At 41.2% G+C, this 26,949-nt stretch carries 24 protein-coding genes; 10 read left to right on the plus strand and 14 right to left on the minus strand.

The genetic code is table 11. The features are described 5' to 3' along the window. Positions 1-20: 20 nt before the first annotated feature. The 5 genes from HXT59_RS01540 to clpB form a co-directional block, all read right to left on the minus strand. Positions 21-752, minus strand: coding sequence for a hypothetical protein (locus tag HXT59_RS01540; RefSeq protein WP_421783973.1), 732 nt, complete (start codon positions 750-752; stop codon positions 21-23). Then, complete coding sequence (locus HXT59_RS01545) at positions 742-1,836, minus strand: hypothetical protein (protein WP_421784330.1); 1,095 nt, start codon at positions 1,834-1,836, stop codon at positions 742-744. Before HXT59_RS01545 ends, HXT59_RS01540 begins: the two co-directional genes overlap by 11 nt. 533 nt (positions 1,837-2,369) lie before the next feature. Further along, positions 2,370-3,137 (minus strand): ABC transporter ATP-binding protein, encoded by a 768-nt coding sequence (locus HXT59_RS01550; RefSeq protein ID WP_004136514.1) that lies wholly within the window; start codon positions 3,135-3,137, stop codon positions 2,370-2,372. Positions 3,138-3,163: 26 nt separating this feature from the next. After that, the gene (locus tag HXT59_RS01555) at positions 3,164-3,325 is read right to left on the minus strand and encodes a hypothetical protein (protein WP_004136515.1); all 162 of its coding nucleotides are present in this window, start codon (positions 3,323-3,325) and stop codon (positions 3,164-3,166) included. 294 nt (positions 3,326-3,619) lie between these two features. Then, on the minus strand, positions 3,620-6,214 hold the full coding sequence (gene clpB, locus HXT59_RS01560) for an ATP-dependent chaperone ClpB (protein WP_116994957.1): 2,595 nt from the start codon (positions 6,212-6,214) through the stop codon (positions 3,620-3,622). 391 nt (positions 6,215-6,605) lie between these two features. Here clpB and HXT59_RS01565 point away from each other — a divergent pair, with 391 nt between their 5' ends. Both HXT59_RS01565 and HXT59_RS01570 read left to right on the plus strand, forming a co-directional pair. Then, entirely contained in the window at positions 6,606-7,313 is a 708-nt protein-coding gene (locus HXT59_RS01565) for a cell wall hydrolase (protein ID WP_421783975.1), read from the plus strand. Beyond that, positions 7,240-8,589 carry a hypothetical protein gene (locus HXT59_RS01570; RefSeq protein WP_248893045.1) on the plus strand — a complete coding sequence of 450 codons (1,350 nt, stop codon included), beginning with the start codon at positions 7,240-7,242 and terminating at the stop codon, positions 8,587-8,589. Before HXT59_RS01565 ends, HXT59_RS01570 begins: the two co-directional genes overlap by 74 nt. 73 nt (positions 8,590-8,662) lie before the next feature. Here HXT59_RS01570 and HXT59_RS01575 read toward each other — a convergent pair whose 3' ends face one another. The 4 genes from HXT59_RS01575 to HXT59_RS01590 form a co-directional block, all read right to left on the minus strand. Then, on the minus strand, positions 8,663-9,478 hold the full coding sequence (locus HXT59_RS01575; protein ID WP_004110082.1) for a fumarylacetoacetate hydrolase family protein: 816 nt from the start codon (positions 9,476-9,478) through the stop codon (positions 8,663-8,665). A gap of 21 nt (positions 9,479-9,499) precedes the next feature. Further along, complete coding sequence (locus HXT59_RS01580; RefSeq protein ID WP_004110083.1) at positions 9,500-10,300, minus strand: YggS family pyridoxal phosphate-dependent enzyme; 801 nt, start codon at positions 10,298-10,300, stop codon at positions 9,500-9,502. 34 nt (positions 10,301-10,334) lie between these two features. Then, positions 10,335-11,384, minus strand: coding sequence for a glutamyl-Q tRNA(Asp) synthetase (locus tag HXT59_RS01585; RefSeq protein WP_032841656.1), 1,050 nt, complete (start codon positions 11,382-11,384; stop codon positions 10,335-10,337). A 199-nt stretch (positions 11,385-11,583) separates the two neighbouring features. Further along, entirely contained in the window at positions 11,584-12,315 is a 732-nt protein-coding gene (locus HXT59_RS01590) for an MIP/aquaporin family protein (RefSeq protein WP_012913721.1), read from the minus strand. Between the two features lie 662 nt (positions 12,316-12,977). Between HXT59_RS01590 and HXT59_RS01595 the strand changes: the two genes are divergently transcribed. Continuing rightward, a complete protein-coding gene (locus tag HXT59_RS01595) occupies positions 12,978-15,215 on the plus strand; it encodes an RNA degradosome polyphosphate kinase (protein ID WP_004110091.1) in 2,238 nt (745 codons plus the stop codon). A gap of 1,113 nt (positions 15,216-16,328) precedes the next feature. Here HXT59_RS01595 and HXT59_RS01600 read toward each other — a convergent pair. Then, positions 16,329-17,564: an AIPR family protein gene (locus HXT59_RS01600; RefSeq protein WP_103013761.1), complete on the minus strand. Its 1,236-nt coding sequence runs from the start codon at positions 17,562-17,564 to the stop codon at positions 16,329-16,331. A gap of 143 nt (positions 17,565-17,707) precedes the next feature. Between HXT59_RS01600 and HXT59_RS01605 the strand changes: the two genes are divergently transcribed. The 7 genes from HXT59_RS01605 (at position 17,708) to upp (ending at position 23,882) form a co-directional block, all read left to right on the plus strand. Next, positions 17,708-18,031: a helix-turn-helix domain-containing protein gene (locus HXT59_RS01605; RefSeq protein ID WP_103013760.1), complete on the plus strand. Its 324-nt coding sequence runs from the start codon at positions 17,708-17,710 to the stop codon at positions 18,029-18,031. 483 nt (positions 18,032-18,514) lie between these two features. Next, positions 18,515-19,840 (plus strand): AAA family ATPase, encoded by a 1,326-nt coding sequence (locus tag HXT59_RS01610; RefSeq protein ID WP_103013759.1) that lies wholly within the window; start codon positions 18,515-18,517, stop codon positions 19,838-19,840. A 55-nt stretch (positions 19,841-19,895) separates the two neighbouring features. Further along, complete coding sequence (locus tag HXT59_RS01615; protein ID WP_233186330.1) at positions 19,896-20,183, plus strand: RloB family protein; 288 nt, start codon at positions 19,896-19,898, stop codon at positions 20,181-20,183. Further along, positions 20,168-20,617 carry an RloB family protein gene (locus tag HXT59_RS01620; protein ID WP_233186347.1) on the plus strand — a complete coding sequence of 150 codons (450 nt, stop codon included), beginning with the start codon at positions 20,168-20,170 and terminating at the stop codon, positions 20,615-20,617. Before HXT59_RS01615 ends, HXT59_RS01620 begins: the two co-directional genes overlap by 16 nt. Positions 20,618-21,046: 429 nt before the next feature. Further along, positions 21,047-22,225 carry an NUDIX hydrolase gene (locus tag HXT59_RS01625; protein WP_199172866.1) on the plus strand — a complete coding sequence of 393 codons (1,179 nt, stop codon included), beginning with the start codon at positions 21,047-21,049 and terminating at the stop codon, positions 22,223-22,225. 46 nt (positions 22,226-22,271) lie between these two features. Further along, positions 22,272-22,925, plus strand: a complete 654-nt coding sequence (locus tag HXT59_RS01630) for a thymidine phosphorylase (RefSeq protein WP_076003122.1) — start codon at positions 22,272-22,274, stop codon at positions 22,923-22,925. Between the two features lie 318 nt (positions 22,926-23,243). Continuing rightward, positions 23,244-23,882, plus strand: a complete 639-nt coding sequence (upp, locus tag HXT59_RS01635) for a uracil phosphoribosyltransferase (protein WP_004136544.1) — start codon at positions 23,244-23,246, stop codon at positions 23,880-23,882. Positions 23,883-24,027: 145 nt separating this feature from the next. On the opposite strand, the gene HXT59_RS01640 is transcribed toward upp, so the two are convergent. From HXT59_RS01640 to HXT59_RS01655, 4 genes are all read right to left on the minus strand, one after another. Next, positions 24,028-24,447: a type II toxin-antitoxin system HicB family antitoxin gene (locus tag HXT59_RS01640; protein WP_012913716.1), complete on the minus strand. Its 420-nt coding sequence runs from the start codon at positions 24,445-24,447 to the stop codon at positions 24,028-24,030. Beyond that, on the minus strand, positions 24,447-24,644 hold the full coding sequence (locus HXT59_RS01645) for a type II toxin-antitoxin system HicA family toxin (protein ID WP_032841657.1): 198 nt from the start codon (positions 24,642-24,644) through the stop codon (positions 24,447-24,449). The genes HXT59_RS01640 and HXT59_RS01645 overlap by 1 nt, the downstream gene beginning before the upstream one ends. Before the next feature lie 80 nt (positions 24,645-24,724). Further along, a complete protein-coding gene (locus HXT59_RS01650) occupies positions 24,725-25,519 on the minus strand; it encodes a type 1 glutamine amidotransferase (protein WP_004110122.1) in 795 nt (264 codons plus the stop codon). A gap of 5 nt (positions 25,520-25,524) precedes the next feature. Then, complete coding sequence (locus HXT59_RS01655) at positions 25,525-26,943, minus strand: Mur ligase family protein (protein WP_004110124.1); 1,419 nt, start codon at positions 26,941-26,943, stop codon at positions 25,525-25,527. Positions 26,944-26,949: the final 6 nt, after the last annotated feature.

A 26,949-nucleotide genomic window follows, 5' to 3' on the forward strand; every position in this document is an offset into this window, starting at 1 on the left:
AATATAATTAAACACGTCTTTTAAGCACGTTCAAAATAAAGCAATCCACGTCCACACGTGCCACTCCATAGGCAAACTGCAATTACAGTAAGCACAACAATGACGTATAACAATATGGATTGTCCAGGAATTACAGGCAAAGTTCCAGAAGGATACCATCGCAAAATCAATCCAATTTTACTTTGCAAACCTTGTGTGGCAATATTCATCACCGCTAAAAATACACCAAATGCAAGGCCGTAAAACCTTCCAAAACAGGCTAATCCAATCATTATGAGCACAATATCAATCCAAGCATTACCTAAAATCATCTGCAATGTACTCAATAACTGCAAATCAATTATACGAACAATTAACACTGAAGCGCCAAATGAAACAAACAAACACAATAAAGCAGCACTCAATGCATATATTCGCAACCTTTTCATCACGAAACGTTCCCACGATACCATAATCGGAGCAAGGCAAACGAATGCCGTGGTAATAAGCCCAACTACAATAACTTCATACAGAGGAACAACAAAATTAACAACACTACTGCCAGATTGACATTGGAACGTTATACCTTCTACCGCGTTATGCACATTAGCAGAATCTGGCAAACAAATATAACCAACATAAACTGGCAACTGCGTTACAAATGATCTGAATATGACAAGCATTAAAGAGGGAAGGACTACGGACAATAAGATTGCAACGATTGCAACAATATAATGCCTACCTTCAAGCCAAGCGCGAAAATTATTTTTCATGCTTATCACCAAGTTCCGATAAGACTTGTTGTGGAGTTATGAGACATTGATTAAGTTCTTTAACATGATTTTTTACAAATTGTTTCAGCTTAGCATCATCAGCATTATTAATACTCATAGCCACTTTATCGTTTGCTTCACCTGGAATAAATCCATATGACCCATACACATCATTACTTATACGAGAAGGAAGCTGAGCAAGCAAAAATGCTGTAACAGAAGCGTTTGAATCAAGATTCTTTTTTACATATACTTCTTTCATAGCACTTGATGCACATTTTGCAGGCACAAATCTTTGTAACACTTCTTGAGCGATACCAGTCATATCACCATATTTCTCAGAACGCCTAACAAATGTATCTGTTTGTTGTTGAATAACAGTAGCTTTAAGATTACGTAACTTTATTAAACCACTATTAGTAAGATTCCAAGATTTTTCAGTATTTGTTGGAGTAAACGCATTTCCAAGCACAAGCACAATTCCTTTGCCTTGCGAATCTCTCTGATTCTTAGGAAACCAAGAAGCAACAGTTTTCAGATGTTTAACAGCACGAAGTTTACGAATATAAGCTTCTTCAGGATGTACACAAACAGAAAAAGCAGTATCTTTAAACGTCGTACACTGAGGCACAAAAGGTCCAGAGCGAATCCAAGGTTTTGGACCCCACATAGCTATACAACAAGCACATACTATTGGCATAATTAAAGAAATACTTATTGCTTTTATGCGCCAATAAGATCCCTTTTGCCAAAAATATCTAATATGCGCGCAACAAAGAATGCATGAAACGATAACAACACACACAAAGAACGTGCGCAAAGTCACCAACCATGGGTTCATACGCAAACCAGGCTCGGCGCCGATACCAGCATCCGACACTGGAAGTATTGCGTATAAACTACTACCCCAATATCTAGGAAAAGTATCTCCCTGAGGAATAACGCCATTACGCATTATAATGACGCCATAAATACAGCACCAAATTATTGCAAAAGATAATAAAGCTGAGAATACAATTGCCCAACGATTGCCAATAATTACTCCTAAAGTAAAACCAATTGCAAAAAATGCACTTGGCGTCACGCCTCCACATAATAGTGGAAAATACGGGAAATTTGTAATATTTACATCACTCTGAATTACTGTTGGCAATATACTTACGCAATATAACAAACTGCACAGTATAGCGCCTTTTAGTATAGGAATAGCGTAACGACTGGCTGATTTTCCTGCACACCACGCAGGATTAACCAAACATCTGGGCGAGCAAGCTTTACATGAACACCATGCGCCAAAAATGCAAGCAACAATATCAGACAAACAATGCATCCACGTGACATCAATTCTTAACCAAAGCGCATAATTATTATTATGCGCTAAAAAATTTGCCACACCCAAAAAAATAGGATATGCAATCAAAAATAAGCTAAAAATACAACTGCTTATTAGAGATAATGGGGACATAATATGTGAAATAATTGTGCACTTCTTATGATTTTTCGTAAAAAATCTGAATTCAGTTAAAAAGTTAGAATATTGACGCATATTTAATCACATCCCTACTTGCTACCACATTAACGAAATAAGAAACTATACATATCTAGTTACTGCTACTACTAATTTTTATGAAATTTAGATAGCAAATGCCTATACCCTGATTCCCATGGAGTTACCATAAGATCTTCACGATTAGCATATTGAAGAAGATTATCCATTTTCCCATCAAGCAATATAATTCCTTCATTAAGAACTATAACCCGATCCGCAATTACTGCTAAATCTTCTACTAAATGTGTACTGACAATAACAGTATGCTTTTGCGAATAAGACTTAAGAAAATTACGAATATCAATACGCTGCTCAGGATCTAAACCAACAGTAGGCTCATCAAGTATTAGTACTGCAGGCTGACTAGCAATCACACAAGCAATACCAGCACGCTGACGCTGACCTCCTGATATTTTTGCAACTATGCGATGTGCTTGTTTTTCCAAGCCAACCTGTTTGAGAGCATTCCAAGCAGCTTGATACGCAGCGCTCCACGATAAACCTCGCGCCCATGCGGCATATTGAACATTTTTTAACACACTCGATGCATTCATAAGTTCAAATGATTGTGGCAAATAACCAATATTTGACCGAGCTTTAGCCCTTTCCGCACGATCAGTTACGTCAAAGCCATGAACAAAAAGTTTCCCACTAGAGGGAGCATAAATAGTCGCTATAACGTTAAGCAGAGTAGTTTTCCCAGCACCATTTGGCCCCAAAAGACCACATATGCCAAAAGATAAATCTATAGAAAGATTATGCAAAATTTGTTTTTTCCCATACGAAAAATTCACATTAACAAGTTGCACATCTGAGCACGTATATGATTCTTGCATATCTCACCACTTAATAACTAGACTACTTACCTACAACTTCGTATATTTTCTCTGTCTATTCCAACTACAGAACCACTCATCTGAGCATAAGCTGACATTGGCATAGCATAAGCAATAGTAGAACGCGCAACTATTGCAAATCCTTCCTTTGCGAACATATTCGTATCTCCATTTTCAATCTGCTTCATAACGTATTCAGCCTTGAATACATACACGCATTTTATAATAATTCAATATAAAAAAAATAGATTTTTACAAAAACCAATTAAAATTTTAAAAGATACGCATATTCGATAATGCCAATTATCAGCAATAACTCGAAAAATTAAGGGGGAATTCCACCTTTTTATTTCAAGTTCATTCTACAAATATTTTTTATTTAGATAAAAAAATAGCGTGCTGTCTACTGGGGAATAATCCAACAAACAGCACGCTTTGTTTTATTTGACTACATTATTTGACTACATTAAAGAATGCAGGCACTACGCAATCTTTAGGGTCACATGGTCGCTAGTATTCTCACAATCTGCAACTACGCGAGCGCCATCATGCACCTTTCCAGAAAGCAACAATCGCGCAAGCTGGTCGCCAATTTCCGTTTGAACCAATCTGCGCAAAGGACGAGCACCATAAACTGGATCGTAGCCATGCTCTGCAAGCCAAGCGCGAGCAGAGTCACTCACATCCAAGCTAATACGGCGGTCGCTCAAGCGCGCAGCCACTTGACGAACTTGAATATCCACAATTCCGCCAAGCTCTTCGCGGCTCAACGGATGGAACATAACAAGTTCATCCAAACGGTTGATGAACTCTGGCTTAAACTCAGCGTGAACAGCGTTCATAACAGCCTTGCGCTTAGCAGCATCGTCCAAGCCTTCTTGCACAAGGAATTGCGAACCCAAGTTTGATGTCATAATCAAAATCGTATTCGTAAAATCAACTGTTCTACCTTGTCCGTCAGTCAAACGACCATCGTCCAAAACCTGCAACAAAACGTCGAATACTTCTGGATGTGCCTTCTCAACTTCGTCAAAAAGCACTACAGAATACGGGCGCCTACGCACGGCTTCAGTAAGTTGGCCGCCTTCCTCGTAGCCAATGTAACCAGGAGCAGCACCGATTAGACGCGAAACGGAAGCCTTTTCCATGTACTCGCTCATATCAATGCGAACCATTGCACGCTCGTCGTCAAACAAAAAGTCAGCAAGAGCCTTCGCAAGCTCCGTCTTACCAACGCCAGTAGGACCCAAGAACAAGAAGGAACCAGTTGGGCGATTAGGGTCTGCAATTCCAGCGCGGCTTCTGCGCACAGCATCCGCTATAGCCTGAATTGCTTCACTTTGACCAACCACACGCTTAGAAAGCTCCTTTTCCATGTTGAGCAGCTTCTCATTTTCGCCTTGCATCAAGCGACCAACAGGAATGCCCGTCCATTCGCTAACGACTCCTGCAATAGAATCAGCATCAACCTGGTCTGGAACCATCGGCTCTTTCGCTTCACTCTTAGCATTAGCAGCCTCGGACTCCGCTTCTTCCAAAGCTTTTTGAATGCTTGGAATTTCGCCATACAAAATACGGCTTGCTTGTTCCAAATTGCCTTCACGCGTGAATTTGTCGGCCTCTACGCGCTTAGCGTCGAGTTGCGCTCGCAAATCACCAACCTTGTTATGACCAGCCTTTTCAGCATCCCAACGCGCTTTCAATCCAGTAAGCTTTTCACGCGAGTTAGCTAATTCTTCTTGCAACTTTTCTAAGCGTTCTTTAGCAGCAGCATCTTCCGCTTTCTTTAATTGCATTTCCTCCATTTCAAGACGCGTAACTTTGCGCTGCAATTCGTCGATTTCTTCTGGCTGAGAATCAAGCTCCATACGCAAGTGAGCTGCCGCTTCATCCACCAAATCAATCGCCTTATCTGGAAGCTGACGACCGGTAATATAGCGGTTTGAAAGCGTTGCTGCAGCTACGATTGCATCGTCACTAATCGTCACCTTGTGGTGTGCTTCGTAACGTTGCTTAAGTCCGCGCAAAATCGTCACAGTATCTTCAACAGACGGCTCGCCAACAAACACTTGCTGGAATCTGCGTTCAAGCGCAGAATCCTTTTCAATATGCTCACGATACTCGTTAAGCGTAGTCGCGCCAACCAAGCGCAGCTCACCGCGCGCAAGCATTGGCTTAAGCATATTGCCAGCATCCATTGAACCTTCTGCAGATCCCGCGCCAACAACAGTGTGAATTTCGTCAATAAACGTAATAATTTGACCGTCTGATTGTTGAATTTCCTTCAACACTGCCTTCAAGCGTTCCTCAAACTCGCCGCGATACTTCGAACCTGCAACCATCGAAGCCAAGTCAAGACTGATAAGACGCTTGTTTTGCAAAGTCATAGGCACATCCCCTGCAACGATTCGCTGAGCTAATCCTTCTACAACTGCCGTTTTACCAACGCCCGGCTCTCCAATTAGCACAGGATTGTTCTTCGTGCGGCGAGAAAGAATCTGAATCACGCGGCGAATTTCCTGGTCTCGTCCAATTACTGGGTCGAGCTTTCCTTCGCGAGCGCGCGCAGTCATATCAACAGAATACTTTTCGAGCGCTTTGTAGTTGCCTTCAGCATCCGGACTTGTCACTTTTGCGCCACCGCGCACAGTTGGCACAGCCTTACGCAACACGTCTGCGGAAACGTTGTGCTTTTTGAAAATATCCGCAACAGCGTTTGGTTCGCTAGCAACCATGCCAATAAGCATGTGCTCCGTAGAAACGTATTCGTCTCCCATTGCGCGCATCTCTTTTTCTGCCTGGCTTAGCGCAGCCAAAAGCTGACGACTTGCATCTGGCTTAGTTGTAGTTGAACCAGTAGATGAAGGCAATGCCACTAATGCATTACGAATTTCAGCACCGATTTGTTGCGCATCCGCCCCCGCCTGAGCAATAAGCGCGCGAACGACGCCCTGCTCTTGGCGAAGTAAAGCATCCGCCAAATGCAAAGTGTCAACTTGCGCATTGCCAGCAGCCGCTGCACTTTGCACAGCATCACTTAATGCGTCTTGCGCTAAGGTTGTAAACTTTTGTTCCATATCTACCTCATTTCCACGAAAGCTGTAGAAACCATTTCAGTTAAGTCAAATCGCTGCAACTTTTATTGCAATTTTTATTGCAACTTTCGTTGCAACTTCAAGCTTTTTGACAATACTTTCGAGTTCTAACGAGCTTTCACTTTCATGTATCTGATACGTATAACAGATTTTCCTATAACTTTATTCCTAAAACTTGAGTGTACTAGACTCAAGTTTTGAAATCAAGATTAAGGGCTATTTCCTAAAATCAATCACATGTTGCATATTTAAGGTGAAATTGCAATGTTTTACGAATATTTTATAGACTGACTTCTGCAAATAATCTACAATATAAATATATCGTCGGCGACATATTACAGGTAAAATTATCCACAATAACAATGAGGCTATTATGAATAAGAAACTTTTTAAAACAATTACAATTGCAGCTGTTTTATGCGTACTATGGCCTACATCTTCCGCTTTTGCCAAAGAATCATATGATGATAAATTATCAGATTTTGCAAATGCGTTACCCTATTACGTAAATAAAGAAAAGCTAGATAAAAGCGTGCAAGAAATAGCTCAATATCATCATTGGAGCAAAGAAAAAGCGCTCGATGCAGAAATGGAATTATTGCAAAATCCAAATATCAATAAATACCAACAAGATAAATCTTCCAGCCAAACAACTATAGCGCTACCAAACGCTCAACATCGTGGTGATTTTTATTTCACTCCTGCAGGACTACATGGTCACACAGGCATTTACTCGCAAAAAAATAAAATTGTTGAGGCAGTAGGATCAGGAGAAGTAGCTAGAGAAAAACTAGCTTTCAAGACTCTTGTAGCTCCAGGAGCAATAATACGTTCTGTTAATACATCTAATGCCAATAGAGCAAAAGCTACAGATCGAGCTCGAACTTATATCGGTCGTGGATATAATGATGCTTTCTGGCAACCGAATAAAAACGACTGGGGAGGACTACATTGCGCGCAATTAGTCTGGGCTTCTTATAAATATGGCGCTGGAATAGACATTGACGATGGCAACGATGAACTCGTCTGGCCTTGGGATCTTGAAAAAACAACAAAAGCCACAACATACAGAAAGCTTTGATGACAAGATGAAACAATTAAGCAAGAAGATAATTATTGTTTTACTATGCTTTTCTGCCGCCGTCATCGCATCAGCTATATTGTTTCTACTGTTTTGGCAGCAGATGCCTACACAAATTAGTTATAAACAAGCAAATCTTTCACATGCCGTTGGCGCTGTGGCAATAGGTGACATGACTGCCGGCAAAGAGAAGAAGCGAGATGGATTCATCGTATTACTCAACAACGATGGAACTTCTCAAACTATTACCACTTATGCCATTGAATCTCCTAGCATATTATGGAACACTGATGGTTTGTATTTCGTAGACGCTAAATTTGATTATTTCCTTGCCCAAAAAAGTAACATGCGTATTGCAATTAAACATCACAAAAAATTACCTGCTGCACAAGCTGGAATTTTTGAAAATAATCAGCACGAAGTTATTAGTGTTCTTGACCACGGTTTTACTCGCACTAGGAAAAATCAACTCGAATTCAATAGTATTACCCTTGGCAAACCGCGACATACAGATATTATGCAATCACGTATATATGATGTATCGAGCGCTTGCGAGAGTGGCACGTACACCATTAGCCCCAGCGACAATGGAACTAATAGTTTTAATGGAACAAATGGATTCGTAATAAAAAAACTCCAAGATTCAATACCCATAAAACATATACTCAAAAATTCTGAAACGACGGTACATAGTTTTTCTACGATAGGAAACGACACAGCTCCTTGCATTCGCAACACCATCATTTCGATTGGAGACACAACGGAATATAAAAAAGACAATCCTGAATTCACTTTCACCACGTACGGTATTAATCGGTGGAATACGCAATCAGGAAAATTCGATTTTATACCGCTAACCTTGCAAAATAAGCGCATAGCCTATAACTATGGGGAAAAACACGATTTTGAAAATATTTCATATGGGAATAGGACAATGCTAAATGATCGCGAGCTCTTAGCACTCGACCAAGGCACAGGCGTGCTGTATAAAATTAATACAATTACTGGGAAAACGCAAATTACATTTACCATCCCAGTAAATACTTCAAGCAAGTTCAATCCAAAAAGATATTGGATGCAAACCACTAAAAATGCTATAGCAATTTTAGATAACGCAAATGGAGAAAAGACACCACAATCTACATTGTATTTTCTTAACAAAAAGAATTTTAAACTACAACAAACCGTGCATTTTGATAACACAACAAGTAATCTTCTTGCTGGGAAAGTAGATGGATGTCATTTCAGCGATTTTGCAATTAATCCACAAATGTAGACGATTTGCTAAATTACAGTTTATGGAAAAACTTAGGGGTGTCTTACAAATAAGACACCCTTTCCTTTAACTCTTATTCACTTACAACAACGTTTCGCAAAGAGCCAATGCCATCTACGTGCACGATAGCTTCGTCACCCGCGCGTAAAGTCCCAGCCGGGTATGGAGTTCCTGTCAAAATCACATCTCCCGGAAGAAGCGTTGAGAAGCTTGAAATCGCAGCAATTTGCTCAGGAATACTGTGAATAAGTCGAGCTGTGGTGCCACTCGCTTCTGGCACATTTTCACCATTAAGCGTAAATGAAATATGTGCATCGCGCCAATTTAGCTCGGTTGTAATCCAAGGTCCAAGCGGGCAAGAAGTGTCGAAACCTTTTGCGCGCGTCCACATTGGGTCGCTTCCTGCGCAATCTCGTAAAGTTACGTCGTTTACGCATGTAAAGCCAAAAACGTAATTCATTGCAGTATCTGCCGTCACATTTTTGGCGATTTTGCCCATAACAACTGCCACTTCTGGCTCAAAATTCATGTCGTTTGAGCAAGTAGGAATAACAATCGGATCGTCAGGTCCTATTACAGAAGTGCTCGGCTTTGTAAAAATCACCATATCTGCAGCAGTATGTGAAGAAGCCGCAGAAGAAGTAGCGCGCTCATCGTCGGAACGTGTATCGTAATTTTTTGCCAAGCCGTAAACTTTCGAAGGAATTACAGGTACAAGCAAGCGCACGCCATCCGCATCCAACGCGTAACGTTTACCAGTTGGTTTAACTCCTTGCGAGCTTAAAGGATGACCTTCAAGCGCTACTAAATAATCTTTACCGTCGGCTTTGTCTTTTTGAACGAAAGCGTATTGCGGAACTTCATTATATGAAAAACGTGCAATTCTCATAGTTCAAGATTACGCAGCACACTACACAAATGCGCGTGGGCCAAAGATTGCCGAACCGATTCTGACCATTGTTGAACCTTCGGCAATCGCCCACGCAAAATCACCAGACATTCCCATCGAAAGCTCTAATTTTACAGAGCTTCCATCATAATCTTGCACGAGTTGTTTACTCACACAATCTCTAATTTCTCGCAATTTTGCGAAACCGCTTCTCACTATTGTTTCATCATCCACGCGCGCTCCAAGCGTCATAAATCCGTGCAAATTAAGTGCCGGAAGACTAGATATAGCGAACGCTTCGTCAATCGCGCGTTCTGGCGCGCACCCCGATTTCGTAGCTTCTCCCGAAACGTTCACTTCCAACATAACGTCTACACAAAGTCCCAAATTTTGCGCGCGAGCAGATATCTTTTGCGCAAGTTCAATGCCGTCAACCGACTGAATACCATTTGCAAGTGGTAAAACTTTGTTTATTTTATTGCTTTGCAGTTGACCGATTAAGTAGAGCGGAATTTCGCCGTTTACACCAACGCTTAAACCTTCTCTAGCAGCTTCCGCGCGTAAAATTTCGGCTTTTGCAACGATTTCTTGTGGGCGATTTTCCCCAATTACTCTCACCCCAGCTTTAAGCGCTGCCATAATTTCGCCAACATCTCGCGTTTTAGTTGCGGCAAGTAGCGTAACCGACTCAGCTTTGCGACCATAATGCGATTCGGCTTGAGCAATGGCGTCTTGCACGCTGTGCACGCCGTCGGCAATTTGACGCGCACGAACACAATCAACCTCAGTATTCGCTAAATCTTTTTGCGCCATATATGCCATTTATTGCCCCAATCTATCAATCTAAATACATAGTTTAGTCGAGGAAGGGCACGGATTTGTCGGCTAGGTTTGCGCGAACAGAACCCCACGGCGTGTCAAGGCTTTTAAATAACGCAAGCGCATCGTCGGCACTCATATCTACAGGCTGATTTTGACCAGGCTTTTTGTATCCCAAAAGATACATGCAATAGCCAATCATGCGCTCGGCACTCCAGCCAGATTCACGAAGAGCACCGACGTCTAGCGAGTGCTTACTTTTTGCAAGTCGCTCGCCTTGTGCGTTATCAATCAGCGGTAAATGCGCAAATTGCGGACGCACATAGTGCACGCCATAAGCCGCAAAAAATCCCGATTTTTCAAGCAGCTCACCAATCCAAATTTGAAGCGCTGCCGAACGAAGCAAATCGCGGCCGCGCACAATATCATTTACTCCGCTCAAAACATCGTCAACAACAACCGCAAGCTGATAAGAAAAAACGCCATCCGCGCGGCGAATCACCATATCTCCCAAATCGCGATTAATGTTAAACGATTGCGCGCCAAAAATCGCGTCTTCAAAACTCACATTTGCTTGCAGCGAATCAGCAGACGGCACTGCAAGTCGCAAAGAATGTTGCTGGTTATTTTGCAAACGCCTTTCGATTTGCGCCAAGCCTTCCGCAGTTTTGCACAGATTTCTGCACGTACCCGGGTAGCGTATAAAACCGTCGCCTTCTTGCGGAGCTGCGATTGCACGAATATCGGAACGCGAGCAAAAACACGGGTAAATCAACGAATTTCCGTCAGCATCTTGCAAAGATTCTAACGCATCAAGAGCTTCTTGGTAGATTGCAGTGCGCTTATGCTGATAAGTAGGCTCACCAACCCAATCAAGACCAGCCCACTTCAAATCGTCAATAACTCGCGCGCTAGCATCTTTCGGCATTCGCGCAATATCAAGATCTTCCAAACGCAAAAGCATGTGGCCACCCTGCGATTTTGCAGAAAGCCACGCAGCCAACATTGCTACCATGTTTCCAATATGCATACGCCCGGAAGGAGTCGGCGCAAAACGACCAATTGCAATAGTTGACTTCGAAAACATGATTTCGTCTTTCTTAAAATCTTTCTTAAAATCTTTCTTAAAATCTTTCTTAAAATCTTTTCCAATATTTTTCTTAATAAGCACAAGCTTGCAAAGCATAAGCTTGCAAAATAAAAAGCGCGTAACGCATTCATACTAGCATTACGCGCTTCTTACAATCGCAATAAACCGCAATCAATCACAGTTAAAAGCAAATGTTTTATGCAAATAACGACTTATACATAACCACACCCAAGATTGCGCCGGCAATAGGAGCAATAACTGGAATCCACGCTTCACCCCAGCGAGAAGATCCCTTGTGCGGAATTGGCAAAATTGCGTGAAGCAAACGCGGCATAAGATCACGAGCAGGATTCAAAGCAGGACCAGTTGGACCACCCATAGAAGTCACCAAGCCCCAAACAACGAAGCCAACGACGATTGAAGCGCCAGCCAAATTCTTCTCACCCCAAGGAGAAGTAAGGCAGCAAAGTGCAGCTAAAACAAGCACAAGCGTGCCGAAGAACTCGTTAAGGAAGTAGTTAATTTTGTTGTTATACGCATCCGTAGTGCAGAAAGTGCCAAGAATTGCTTCTGACTCCTCAGTTTCGTTGTAATGCGGCAAATAAGTTACGTACACAATAAGCTGACCAACCAGCGCGCCTAAAAGCTGAGCTACAATATAAGGCGCAACGTTAGCCCACGGGAACATGCCGTTTACAGCTTGCGCAATTGTCATAGCAGGATTGATATGCGCACCTGAGATTCCGCCAAACATGAGCACTGGGAACATCACGCCAAAACCGTAGCCCATAGCAATATTTAGCCAGCCAGCATGGTGTCCTTTAGTATTTTTTAATTCAACGTTTGCCACAGCACCGTTTCCGAAAATCATGAGAATAGCAGTGCCAATAAATTCTGCAGCCAACATTGCCATAAACGAATGTTGCATGGTCCTTCGATCCTTCTTACTTGTTTCAAACTCCACACACGTAATCACGCGTATAAATAACGACTCGTCGCTTAACAATCGTCCAACAACTCGCAATTGCGATTAGCACAGCATGGAACACAATATATTCTCATTTTCAAAGAAGCTAAGAAAATGAATTCCAACATTTATTCTTTGATAGTTTCCCTTATACGCGCGACAGTCTGCGTAAATAGTAAAATCGCCCTCACACCAAAAGAGGCCCGCCACCTTGGCGAGCCTCTTATCTACAAAAACAATATCTGCGGTTTCATCTTCACAACATCCTCGTTGCAACGGTTAAAGTCTTAAATATCCCGTCCAACGTCCACGGATTTCATATCCATACACTTTTGTGGGTTACCGCTATCTCTTTTTTGTTTTTGTAATTATTATTATCATCGTTTTTTGCCTAATAGTAAAGAGCAAATTAGCCTTTGTTAACATATTGTCACTACTGTTCAATTGCACACGAAAAATCGCAACTCTTGCGGCATTTTGTGAACATGCAAAGGTTATCATGTTAAATTACGTTCGCATGAGACACACTCCGGCGTGTCGCAAGATATTTTTAGAGCGCAAAGCAAGCAATAAAATCGACACTCAGTCGCGCACTTCCCTTGCAACGCATACAATTACAGAATATGGTACAAATTTTTGACGCTCCCTCAAAGGCGATACTGCGCGGTCAAATTGCCGAACACATCGCCGAAGATGAAAAGGCAGAAAAGCGTGAAGCTCGTGAGGGTGAGCTACCGTTGCCAAAAGATCGTTTCTTCGACCGAGAATTAAGCTGGTTGAAGTTCAATCGTCGCGTGCTCGAGTTGGCTCAGAATACAGATTTGCCACTTCTTGAACGCGCTAATTTTGCTGCTATCTTTGCGTCAAATCTCGACGAATTCTTTATGGTTCGAGTTGCAGGATTAAAGCGCAGAATAGATTCTGGAATAGCAGTAACTGCAGCATCCGGCTTAAGCCCTCGTCAGCAATTGCGCGCTATTAGTGAAGTAACTCACCGCCGTCAAGATGAGCACGCTCACTATGTTATTGAGCACATTCTTCCTGAGCTTGCCAAACAGCGCATTGTGTTGCTCAGCTGGGATAAGCTTACAGAATCAGAAAAAGCACGTTTGTCTGATTACTACAAAAAGCAAGTATTCCCTGTTCTTACGCCTCTTGCAGTGGATCCTGCTCACCCATTCCCATACATTTCCGGCAAGTCTATTAACTTGGCTGTTATCGTCGAAAATCCAAATTCTGGAAAGTCGCATTTTGCGCGCGTAAAAATTCCAGATAATTTGAATCGCCTTGTACCAGTTGACGATTTAACAGACGAAGAAGGTCGCGAAGAGCGCTACGGCTTCATCACTATGGAAAAGCTGATTGCAGCACACTTGGAATCACTTTTCCCAGGAATGATTATTAAGGAAGCTCGCTCTTTCCGCGTTACGCGTAACGAAGATATTGACGTTGAGGAAGACGATGCAGAAAACTTGCTTAACGCTATGGAGAAGGAACTTCTTCGCCGCCGCTTTGGGCCGCCAATTCGTTTGGAAATTTCTAACGAGGCCAGCCCATTCCTTTCTCAGCTTCTTGCAAATCAACTTCGCGTAAGCCCTGAGGAAGTCTATCGCTTGCCTTCGCCGCTTGATATGACGGTATTGTTTGAATTGCAGGCGCTTGACCGCCCAGATTTGAAGTATCGTCCGTTTATTCCTACTACGAACCGTCAGATTGCGGAAGTTGAAACTAGCCACGCTCAAGATATTTTCGCTTCTATTCGCGAGCATGACATTTTGTTGCATCATCCTTACGATTCGTTCTCTACTTCTGTACAGGCATTCCTCGCGCAGGCTGCTGCAGATCCAAAAGTGCTTGCAATTAAGCAAACTTTGTATCGAACGTCTAGCAATTCGCCAATTATTGACGCTCTTGTTGACGCAGCTCACGCTGGCAAACAGGTACTTGCGCTGGTTGAGATTAAGGCACGATTTGACGAGGACGCAAATATTGCTTGGGCTCGTAAGCTTGAGCGCGCAGGCGTTCACGTTGTGTACGGCATTGTTGGTTTGAAGACTCACTGCAAGCTTTCACTCGTGGTACGCCAAGAAGCAGAAGGGTTGCGTCGCTACTGCCACGTTGGCACAGGTAATTACAATCCTAAGACTGCTCGCCTTTACACTGATTTGGGGTTGCTTACTTGCGATCCTGTAGTCGGACAGGATTTGACTCGCTTGTTTAACCAGCTTTCCGGTTATGCTCCAAAGTCAAGCTTCCATCGCTTACTTGTAGCTCCACGAACCGTTCGCACTGGCATTATTCAGCGTATTCGCCGCGAGGAAGCCGCAGCTCTTGCTGGCAAGGAAGCGTGGATTAAGATTAAGGTCAATTCCGTAGTTGATGAGCAAACTATTGACGCTTTATACCGTGCTTCTCAAGCTGGCGTGAAGATTGATATTGTTGAGCGTGGAATTTGCTCACTGAAGCCTGGCATTGAGGGATTGAGTGAGAATATTCGCGTTCGTTCTATTCTTGGTCGATTCCTTGAGCACAGCCGTATTTACGCGTTCGCTAATTCTTGTGGCCCGCAGATTGGTGACGGTCCTGCAAGTGGTCCAGAAGTGTGGATTGGCTCTGCAGATTTGATGCACCGCAATCTTGATCGTCGAGTTGAAACCCTAGTTCGCATTACTGCGCCTGATCAAGTTGAAGCATTAATTCAGTATATTGATTTGCAAATGGCTGATTCAACTGTTTCGTGGTGGATGGATGGCGACGGCACGTATACCTTGCATTCTCGTGATAAGGAAGGTCGTCCGCTCGTTGACAGCCAGGCTTACTTGATTCATACTCACACGCGTAAGCCTCGCGGTGCGAACTAATCGCAAATAACTAATAAACAATAAGCAAGAGCCAGATTCAGTAACATGTTTCTGGCTCTTGTTGTGTTTATTAACCCTTTATAATCTGGCTAAATCTCAAGTATTCCCGGCAATAGCCGAAATTTCTACAGCACCATTTGCCAGTTTTAGGATAATTTATGTGAAAATTGAGCGTTTATAATATTGTTTACATACTATATAGCAGTTCTATTCCTATCTTCTTAAGGATTGGAAGCTGAGGCTGTAATCACCTGATTATCTCGGGCATCAGCTCCTGCAATATCTAGGGTCATGCTCCAAATACCGATAAGCAGCAAAATGTATCTGTTAGTTAGAGCGTCTTGAGAGAAATATAGCTTTCTTGCAGTAAGTGAGTGCGTTATATACTTTTTTGATGTTTGAAGTAATAATAAAACATATACCCCAATCCACTAGTTAACTATGTTATAAAATTTAGTAATCCTTAGCGCATAAGAATATATATATACACACAGATGACGTTAGTTCGGGAAATACAGTACATTTAAGTCGGTTGCAGATGCCTGATATGCGCGATCACGTGTCTACGAAAATGTCAAGGAATACTAAATGTTAAGTTTTTTAGCTTAGTTACAGAGAATTTTCCTTGGTATTTCAACGATAACTCGGATTTTTAGACACACTTTTTACCGCTTACCCTAAAACTAAGTCAACCAACCGAGGTAGTAATACTCATAGCCTCAACACAATCAAAAACTCATCTAACTAACTGAGCTAGTAACACTCAACATGAATCGCTATTAAATATTTTGATACGAACGCCACAGCTCCTAAGGAAATAACCTACATTCGATATACTATGAGCACTACTCCCATAAGGGTTATGGGCTTATTTTTTACACACTTTTGTCCGAGTTGGCTAATGTACAGAAAATAGATTCGATTAATGCGACACACGTGTATTGCAATATGCAAAGCATGATTTCTTATACGCTTTTTGGACTACAACACACAAACACCAGAAAAATCACCTGCAAACGTTTCTGCACAACACAGAAACGACTACAAATGCCGTATTTTTCTCAGGCATTTGTAGTCGTACGTAATCTAATGATAATTATTAATTTACTAAATTTAATGATTATTGGATTCTAATTCCGCAATCAACATCTTGTTCTTTTCATTTTCAACGATACGATAATTTGATTGCCAAACAATCTTAAGTTTGCCAATATTATTTGGGTTTGTGTCTGTATCAAGAGTATTTTGAACTAAAGTTTTACCAACCCTTTCCCATATCACTTCCGGCGCATAAGCCCATTTGAGAGAGCCGTCCTTGGTCCTCTTCAACAACGCTCGAAAAGCTCCAAAAATAGGCATAATATACCCAGATGGAATATCATATTTAATGTCTTCGCAATGATAAGACGTTTTTGCTTTATCCGTAGTTTTTACACCACGAATTTTGCCAAACGCACTCTTTTGATTGTTGTCAATTTTATACCCTTTATACTTTTGGCCCATATCTTTTTGAATAAGCTCAAACAACCTAACTAAAACTGGCAATTCTTGAGCAAGAAGATAATAAATATTTTTTTCTTTAGAATCATTTACATCATCAGGATTTGACGACTCATATTTATTATATTCTTCACTATAATTCTTAAAAACTATAGCCTTCCCAGAATATGAAGCAATAGGAGCATTCGTATCGTCTTTGAACAAATCAATATTAAATGCATACATTAATCTAAGTAAATCAGAAATTGGTATACGCTTATCCTCATTGTCTTTATATGCAATTTCGTTACGATAGGTTTCACCTTTAGATTCCAAGGCTTCTTTAATAAATCCAAACCTATTTTCAAGATTAAATAATGCAATATCGCTAACTTGAACAGATGTGTTACGCGCATCAGATAATTTTGCTACATCAATATTTTTACCTACAAAGATTTCGATTTTAACAAACTTATCCATTCCTTCAGGGATTTCTTTTCGATTTTCAATAATGGCTTTATAAGTATGCCCACCATCCAAAACACCATAAAGAGAAGAATTATCACCAAAATCAATTTCAATTGTTGATTTAGATGGATCAGTTTTGACACGGTTGGCAAGAATTACCATTCCCCTGTTATGCATGTCAAAATACGGATCCGAATTAGAAACCGCAGCCTTGAGCTTTTTAGCTGTAGCTGTTTTCATATTTACTTCACGAGGATTTACATCCGTAGGCATTCCTTCTGGCAAATCGCGCAAATTAACCCATACAATATAGTATTTAACTTTGTTGCCATCGTCATCTTTCTCTTTATCTACAGGTGACGTAAGCGTTCGCACAGCTTCAAATTTAAATTCTTTTATCATTTTGCACTCCTTTGAGTAGCTTAAAGCACAATTACAGTTTGTAACCATACATCTAGCACCTTTTGGTGAAGATATTTATAAGATTATCATACAAAATTTTATTAAAAAGGAACCAAGGTTCTTTTTTGATGTAAAATATCTTTATGACAATAAGAAAAACAAAAAAACAAAACATAAAAAGCATAGAAGAATCAAATGCAATAAAGCGAATAGGCGCAATAATCAAACAGCATAGGCTTGAACTTACCGATATAGCTAAAACTAGAGAAAAATTTGTCTATGCGGATCATGTAGGTTTAGATCCTGATTGGATAAGTGTAAAAAGCCTGGCAAACATCGAAAATGGAAAAAATCTTCCATCGATTTTAACATTATTTAAATTGGCAACAGCTCTTCAAGTTGACGCACGGGATTTATTTAAAGAAGTAGCTGAAGCAATTATAGATCCAGGCAAATCAAAAAAATAATAAGTTGTCCAATCAAGATTAAAATAAGAAATTATTATTTAGCTTAATATAATACGCAGTGATATTTATGCAATGACCAATAACTTTATTGCCTATCTTTTCGGAGAATATGGAAGTTGGAGCCATAATCACCTGATTATCTCGGGCACCAGCTCCTGCAATATCTAACTAATATTCTCAGCAACTATTTTGACAATGTACAACCTACCTAGCATTATTTGCCAGTTTTGGGAAGTTTGAGAATTTAACGTCGCTTACGTTTTAGTATAAGTTACCTACCACACACATACGAACAACAATCCTATTCTTTAAATTTTCAACTGCTTTTATGTAGATTTCATGCAAAAAACTGTTTGTAGATTGTAAATATGATATTTTAGGATATTATTATATTAAGGAATATCGCTGTAGATAGTAGATAATAATCAGAAAAATTTTGATGCTACTTGTAAACAAACAGCAAACTGGACACTGGAGGCAACTATGTTGCTTAATTTTAGCGTAGAAAACGCGCTAAGTTTTCGTCAATCGCAACAATTCAGCATGCAAAGAACCGTACATGCAAAAAACAGTTCGTGGCCCCATCCAGATGTATCAACTCTTGCAGCCATTTACGGAGGAAATGCCTCAGGGAAAACAAATCTGCTAAAATGTATAGCATTCTTAAAAAATTTTGTGGAAGGAAGCTTCAAAAGCGGCAACTCAAATTCAAAAATAAATGCACTTCCTTTTCTTTTGAATAAAGAGTCTGAAAATAAACCTTCAACGTTCTTTATAGAATTTATTGCAAGAGATAAAAACAGGTATAAATATTGGTTCACCTTCAATAATAACTACATTATTGAAGAGGTACTATGGCTTTTCCGCTCTACAACAAACAGAAAAACTGTGCTGTTTGAACGAGAGCATGGCAAGCCAATGCGATTTGGCTCAAATCTAAAAACCATAGGAAAAACTGTAGAAAAAATTACAAGAGACAACGCATTATTTCTATCTGCAGCTGCAGCATCAGGTGTACAAGCATTGCAAGCTGCATACGAAGAAATAACTTCTACACAGCAATGCAGAACAGTTGACTTTGATAAGTATTCCAATAATTTGATAACAGTTTTACAAGAAAATCCAGATTTTGCATCCAACATTAGCAAGTTGCTAAAATATGCAGATTTAGGATTAAAAGGTGTAACAGTCCAATCCGAACAGCTAGATGCTAAACAATCAGAAAAACTAGCGAGACTCGCAAATCTTCTTAATGAACTTGACGGAGATAACAATAAACTTACAGATAACACTTCTGAAAACACTGAAAAATTGCAAAAATTTAGTGTTTCACGTTTAATGTTTACACATTCTGGTCAAAAAGATTGCCAGCTTCCTGAGGATTTTGAATCTTTAGGAACTAAAACAGCATTATTGCTATTTGCTTTCGTTATAGATGCATTATCAAAACATTCCATACTTCTAATCGATGAAATCGACACAAGTCTAAGCATGCAATTCGTGTCTGAAATACTCAAGCTTTACAGTAATCCAGAAACGAATCCTAACCAATCGCAATTAATTTTTACTACTCACGATTTAAGTCTTATTAGTAATTCTGGAACCGACAAAACTATTCTCGACAGAGATCAAATTTGGTTTATAGAGAAAAACACATTAGGCGAATCTTCACTACATCCACTTACGGAATGGGAAAACCGCAATGTAAACTTTGGTAAAAACTATCAACACAACATATACGCTTCAGCACCACAACCGTCTCTATATGATGTTTTTGCGGAAATACTTACAAATACTAACAGAAGCTAAAACACTACCAGTATTCAAAACGATATAAAACACTAGTATTCATGAGGAGCGGGCTATGGTTCATGTTCCATCACACGGCCGTTCGAAGAAACAGTCGAAACGAAATAAAAGATTCCTCATTGTTTGTGGCGGTGTAGTTACAGAGTTTGAGTATTTTAGCTATATAAAATCAGAAGTAAGTAAATATTGTGCTGCATCATGGGATATTCATAAATCAATTAACATAGAAAAAGAGGGCGTAGACCCACTCACTTTAATGAATTATGCAATTAAACTTGAGAAATTAGACTGCAAAGAAGCAAAAAAGAAAACTACGATCCGTTTACACTGGTATGGGTTGTAACAGACGTTGATGAATTTGGAGAAAAAATTCAACAAGCTCAATCTAAGTCGGATTCAACTTGTGGGAAGATAAAATTAGTAATTTCCAACCCTTGCTTCGAAGTATGGCTTATTGACCATATAAAAAGCTGCCCTCTTTCTTGCACAGAAACGCGAGATTGCCAAAAAGAAGCAAAAGAACTTGGACTACTGCACAACACTACTGGGAATAAAAATAAGCATATCCAATTAGAAAAATTAACTGGAAACTATAAGAATGCTTTTAAAAACGCAAAGCAGCATATGCAAACCGAACAGAGAGAAACTCGCAAAAATCACCCTTCAGTAACTCAAAAGTCAAACTACGCTCCTTGGACAGATGTTCCAGAAATAGTAGAAACAATATTAAATGAATGCAAGCGTGTATCAGGAGTAGATTTGTCAGAAAAATTGTGAATTAATGATGTAACTACATATGTCTTCATTACTGTTATTAACAGCAATAATCTAGATGTGGGTGAGATGATGGCGCAATATTGATGAGTCATCACGTCTATGGAGTAAATTATCACAGTCACGGAAGTTAAAATGACAGTCATAAGTCGACACATCTCGGTCAAAATATGTAAGATCACTGTCAAAATATAGTAAATCATGTTCAAAATCGAAAAAATGACAGTCATATATACGAAAATCACTGTTATGGACGAGAAAATGACAGTCACAACACTTTTATCACAGTCATGGCCATGATAAACGTAAGCAGCGCAAATATACAAAAATCAGCAACTAAATTGACTCTAACCAAATGGACAAATAATCGAATTGCAATAAATAACCAAGCATAACTAAAATTTGCGAAAGAAAAACGCTAAAATAGTGAATATGAGTGCAGTAACGACGCAATACGTTGAAGCAGCTGGCGGAATAATCTATCGCAAGCGCAATATTACAAACAACTCAAACGCAGGCGAAGATGCAAAAACAGGAAGCAATGCAATAAAGCCTAGCGATGCAATAAAGCCCAGCGACGACGATTTTGAACTTTGCCTAGTCTACCGTCCTAAATATGACGATTGGAGCTGGCCAAAGGGCAAAAACGAGCCAAACGAATCACATCGCCACACAGCCGTGCGCGAAGTTGGAGAAGAAACAGGATATTCAGTCACGCTAGGTCCACACATTGCCAAAATAGAGTATCCGCTTGAGCGCGAAGGCAAAAAATCTTCCAAGAACAGCTCATCAAATAGCAGCCAAAATCGCAATTCCCAGCCGGAAGTAATAAAGCGAATCCATTACTGGATGATGCGCTTAATCGACAAGCCAACTGCAGCAAAGCGTCTCCCTGCTTTCGGACCAATTAAGCCAGCCAAGCCTACTGAAATTAGCAATGTTTTATGGCTCACTCCTTCTCAAGCGCGCAAAAAACTTACGCACGATAGCGACCGCGAAGTGCTGGATGCTTTCTTAGAAAAGCTCCACGCAGGTCAAGCAGAATATAGCACGCTGCTTTTGGTGCGTCACGGAAAAGCTGAGTCTCGAAAAACTTGGCAAGGAAGCGAAGCGACTCGACCAATCACACCTCTTGGAGCAGCCGCATCATACGCTCTAGGACGCGAGCTTGCCTGCTACGCGCCGAATAAAATCATATCGTCACCTTGGAAGCGTTGCGTTGAAACGGTTGCGGCTTTTGCACACGACTCTTCACTTCAAATAGAACAGGTTGCGGAACTTACTGAAGACCATCACGAGAAACAACCAAAATCTACATTGTCTGTGCTTATAAACGAAATACAAAATCTTGAGTGCCACACACAAAATACAAGCGAAACTAGCAATGCAAGCACAACTAACAACGCAACCGTCATATGCTTGCACCGACCGGTTATTGGCACTTTCTTTGATTATTTGCGCGAAATAACAAAGCCTCGAGCACACAAGCGCATACTCAGTCAAAAATCTCCATATATGCCTACAGGAAGCGCAATAGTTTTGCACATAATTAGTACTCCTAAAGGCGCTCGCATTATTGATATTGAAAAGGTTCTTCCAAGTGTCTACTAGTTTAAATTCGCAATCGAGTTCTATTCATTCAAGCAGATCTGCTTTTATGCCAAGTCCTACAGGCTCTGCCCGCCCAAGCCGACCTGCACAAATGGATCCTGCAATGCTCACGCAGATTGAAGGCGGCACGGATCCGCAGGTTGTAAACGAAATTAGCCACACCTCCGCCGCCGTTCTGCTTAACCGCGTTCATAAAACGCAGTCGCCGGAAATTGTTGAGCGCGTGCTGAATTTGGTTGAAAATGAGGGCATTGAAGTTATTGCAGATTTGTGGAGCCATGCGGAAGCAGAGTCTATTCCTGGAATGTTGTGGCGACTTTATTTATTGCGAATGTCGCTACGAAAACAGCGCGAAGCTTACGCTGAGTACTGGAGTCTTGGCGAACCTGAAACAACAAGCGCATCCGCTATTACAGGAATTGACGAAGCTCCTACAGGAGAAGATATTGCGCGACTTGCAGATTCTATTCTTTCTGGTGCTTTTACAGGCGATTTTGCTGTAGCGCTTTACCGATCTTCAGCTTTTACTTCGATTATTGCGCGCGGAATGCAAGTTTACGCAAAAAAGTTAGACAAACAAGCAAATACAATGCACACGCAGAAAATTGCAAAAGTTTTGCATATCTCAGCAAATATGCACGCACTTTCGTTATCTTTTGCTCATGGAGCGAAATTATGGCGCGCAGAAAAGTTGGAATAAATTATTTGCGATTAAAATTGTGCGGCGCGTGAAAATAGAAAACAAGGTATACTCAAAATGATGCTGGCTTGTGTTTAAGCCCCGGGCTCCATTTTTTGCCGCTGCGAGCGGCGTTTGCGCCGACAGGCGCTTTCGCAAGTCAGTATCGTTTCTGTTCTGAATCTTGAATTTTAAGTTTTAGTTTTAGTTTTAGTTTTTAGATTTTGCTAGCTAATTTTAGATAAAATATATATTTTTACTCACATTTGTTTATATTTTGCGCAAAAATAACGGCACGCCGATAGCTTAACATGCCATGCTTGCATTACCCTAGAAGGTATGGATCTTCATGTTTTACATCATCCGCTGGTGGACCACAAGCTCACCGTTTTGCGTGATAAGAATACACCTTCTAATATTTTCCGCGAGTTGGTTTCCGAATTGGTAACCCTCGAAGCATACGAAGCAACCCGTAATTTGGAAGTTAGCGATCGCGAGATTGAAACTCCTATTTGCAAGATGACTGGCAAGCATTTGAACCGCCCACGCCCAATGGTTGTGCCGGTTTTGCGCGCTGGTCTTGGCATGCTCGATGGCATGACTCGCCTTCTTCCAACCGCTGAGGTTGGATTCCTTGGCATGAAGCGCGACGAGCAGACGCTCGACATTGTCACTTATGCCAACCGTTTGCCAGAAGATTTGACCGGTCGTCAATGCTTCCTTCTTGACCCAATGCTTGCCACTGGTGGCACTCTTATTGCCGCTACGCATTATTTGGCTGAGCGCGGCGCTAAGGATGTTACTGCTATTAACATTTTGGCAGCCCCAGAAGGCTTAGAGCGCTTGGAGAAGGAACTTGATCCTTCCATCGATTTTAAGGTTGTTGTTTGCGCTGTTGACGAGCATTTGAACGACAAAGCTTATATCGTTCCAGGTCTTGGCGACGCTGGCGACCGCTTGTATGGTTTGATTGATTAATACACTCACCAAATCAAGCGAAAACTAGAATCAAAAACTACAAAATAGCCTGCTGATTTGCAACACTTTGCAAGTTCAGCAGGCTTTTGTGTTAATTGATTGCGCAATATTGCATTACAAATCAGATAATATAGCTCTAATATAACTAAGCTTTATTCACAGCTCCTTTAGCATATAAAGATTCTAAAGCATCGCGTAAAGTCCCACTGTAGCTGATGCCAGCTTTTTGCGCCCAAGTGTCAAGCCAAGCTGGAAGAGTAACATTTTTGCGAACTGACTGAGAACCGTATTTTGCAGCATAAGAATCCATATCAAGCGCAACCATAGATAACTTTGAATTAGGATTTTCTACAACAATATCATTAATATCGCTAGCTTTTGGCGCAGTCTTGCCACTTTCTAGTTCTGTAAGAACCCATCCGCTTGCTGCGTCTTCTGCCATAATCAAAGCATCTGCAAGATTACTACCGCCAGTTACACACCCTGGCAAATCAGGAACTTCTGCAACAAAACCCCCACTATTATCTTCGTATGGAGTAAGAATAACAGGATACGCTAATTTCATCATTTCACCTTTGTCTCACTAATTCCTGCCTGGCGCCAGATTGACTTAACAACCGATGGGTTAATATCACCTGGATGTTTAGGCACTGTGACTTTACCCGTTTTGGTTTTATGTACGAATTGGCAATGACTTCCACGCTGTGCAAAAAGTATCCATCCGTCTTTCTTAAGACGTTTTTCAATCTCTTTGTATCTCATAAAAAGATTATACACACTATGCGCATAGAATAAAATAATTGATCAAATTTTTACTAAATCATACATACGCCTATGCTCATTTACCGCGGACGAGTTACGGCCACTTTGCGAGCGCGCTCTGCTAATTCGTCTAGTTTCGCAAGCTCCGCGCGCTGGGCATCAGTTCGCTTGGGCGAAAATTCGCCGTAACGATTTTGTGCAGCGGTACGAATTAAAAAGTCAGCCAGACGCGGATTTTTCGGCAAAACTGAGCCGTGCATATACGTTCCAATAACATTGTATTTGCGCGCTCCTTCCGTGTGATCTTTGCCATTGTTACCGCAATTTTCACTATCAACCGAGCCAAGTGGCAGCGTGCCATCTTCCAAGCTTGTGCGCCCAGAATGGTTCTCGTATCCCACAATATCGCCAAAATCGGCACTATGCTCCACAAGATTTCCAATCATGCGCACGTCTTGACCAACCGTATGCTCGCCAAGTATTTCAATTCCTTTAAGCTTTTGACCATCAACGGTTTCAAAATACTCTCCAAAAAGCTGGTAAAGACCACAAATCATAAGCATTGGAACGCCATCTTTTGCAAGCCCACGAATCGCGTCTGCTCGCGCAAATAAATCTTCAGTGACTCTACTTTGACCATGATCTTGACCACCGCCACCAAGAATCATATCCACGTGTTCTGGCCATAAATCGCCAACATTGTACTCGCGTAGCACAGGCTCGTAGCCATACAATTCCGCTCGGCGCATAATTGTAAGCACATTCCCGTAGTCCCCGTAAATATTCATGTCTTTCGGGTACAACGACACAATATCTAGCACGCGATTTTCTTCAAAAGTAGCATTTGCTTTACTAATATCACTGGAACCATTCATGACAATTACTTCCCAACTCCAACGTCTTTAACTTCCGCAAGTTGTGCTAAAGCAGCGCGCACGCGAAGCATAGCAGTATACGTGCAATATATGCGCTTAGCATTTTTAGTATTGCCACTAAAATCGCCATTTACAAAAGCTTTAGCATCTTCTTCCAAATCCGTATTCACATTGCGAGCCTCAACCTTATCGTATTGCAACCGCAAAGCCATATCCCATGCGCGAGTGCCCGAAACACACGCAACTCCAGTGCCGCTAAAGCTTGCAAAATCAACGTCCCACAGCCAGCTCATATCTCTACCGTCAGCGTATTCGTCACAAATTGCAATCATGGTATCGTGATTTTGTGGATGGTCCGAAGCAATCGCAAGTCTAAAACCAATAGGATTCTTCACTAAAACAAGCTCAACAGGAGCGCCATTAACTTCAATTACTTCTCCTCTACCAAAAGCAGGAGTTACGTGCGAAATCGCTTCCATAAGCGCGTCGTCGTCGAATTTTTGCAGCGCAGAATTTTGTTTTGTAGCATCCGCTAATATAGCGCGAACTACTGTTGCAGCTGCAGCAGCGTTGAAAATGTTGTAAGCGCCGTCGAGTTTTACAGATGTGGTTTTACTCTTGCCATCAAGTATAAACTCGGCCTCATGGTCTCCAACTTTTGAAAGCACAACGTCTGCTTTAGGAAGATTGTTAGCCTTGCTTTCTGCAGTATCTTTGCAATTTTCGCTTTTTTCAGCAGTATTGTGCAAATCATCATCCGTTGGGAACATGCTTTTTACTGCGTCATCCAAACCAAAATACCGCACACAAGTCCCGGAAGGAACAACTTTTGCAAGCGCGCAAATACGTGAATCTTCGCGATTTAGCACTACCGTTCCTTCAGTTGCTGCAGCTACATTGCTTAATAGTTTTGCAGTTGTGTCAATTTCGCCGAATCGATCGAGCTGATCTCGCATAACATTTAGCAATAAAGAATAACGAGGCTTGATTTGATTTACAAAATGCACTGCGTACGCTTCGTCGAGCTCTAAAACTGCAATATCCGCATTTAATTTTGTGCCAAAAGCCGGCATTATTTTTGCAAGAGATGCCACTACTCCTCTAGTAAAGTTTGAACCGGTTGGATTAGTAAATACATTAAGCCCTGCGTCACGCAGCATAGAAGTTACCATACGCGTTGTGGTAGTTTTGCCATTAGTTCCGGAAATAAGAACTATTCCGTATGGCAATGATGCAAGAGTACGCGCTAGAAAGCCGGAATCAAGGCTCTCAATAACTTTCCCCGGCAATGCGCTTCCGCCATGATGTAGCACCCTAGAAAGAGCGCAAACAAGTTTACCAACAGCAGGCATTGCAAAACTGTACCAATGCTTATGCAAATTTTGACGCAACTTTTTATGCGATTCATGGTCGCGGCTTGACATACTAAA

Origin of the sequence: Gardnerella sp. KA01001 (assembly GCF_049244025.1) — a bacterium.
Classification (GTDB): domain Bacteria; phylum Actinomycetota; class Actinomycetes; order Actinomycetales; family Bifidobacteriaceae; genus Bifidobacterium; species Bifidobacterium swidsinskii.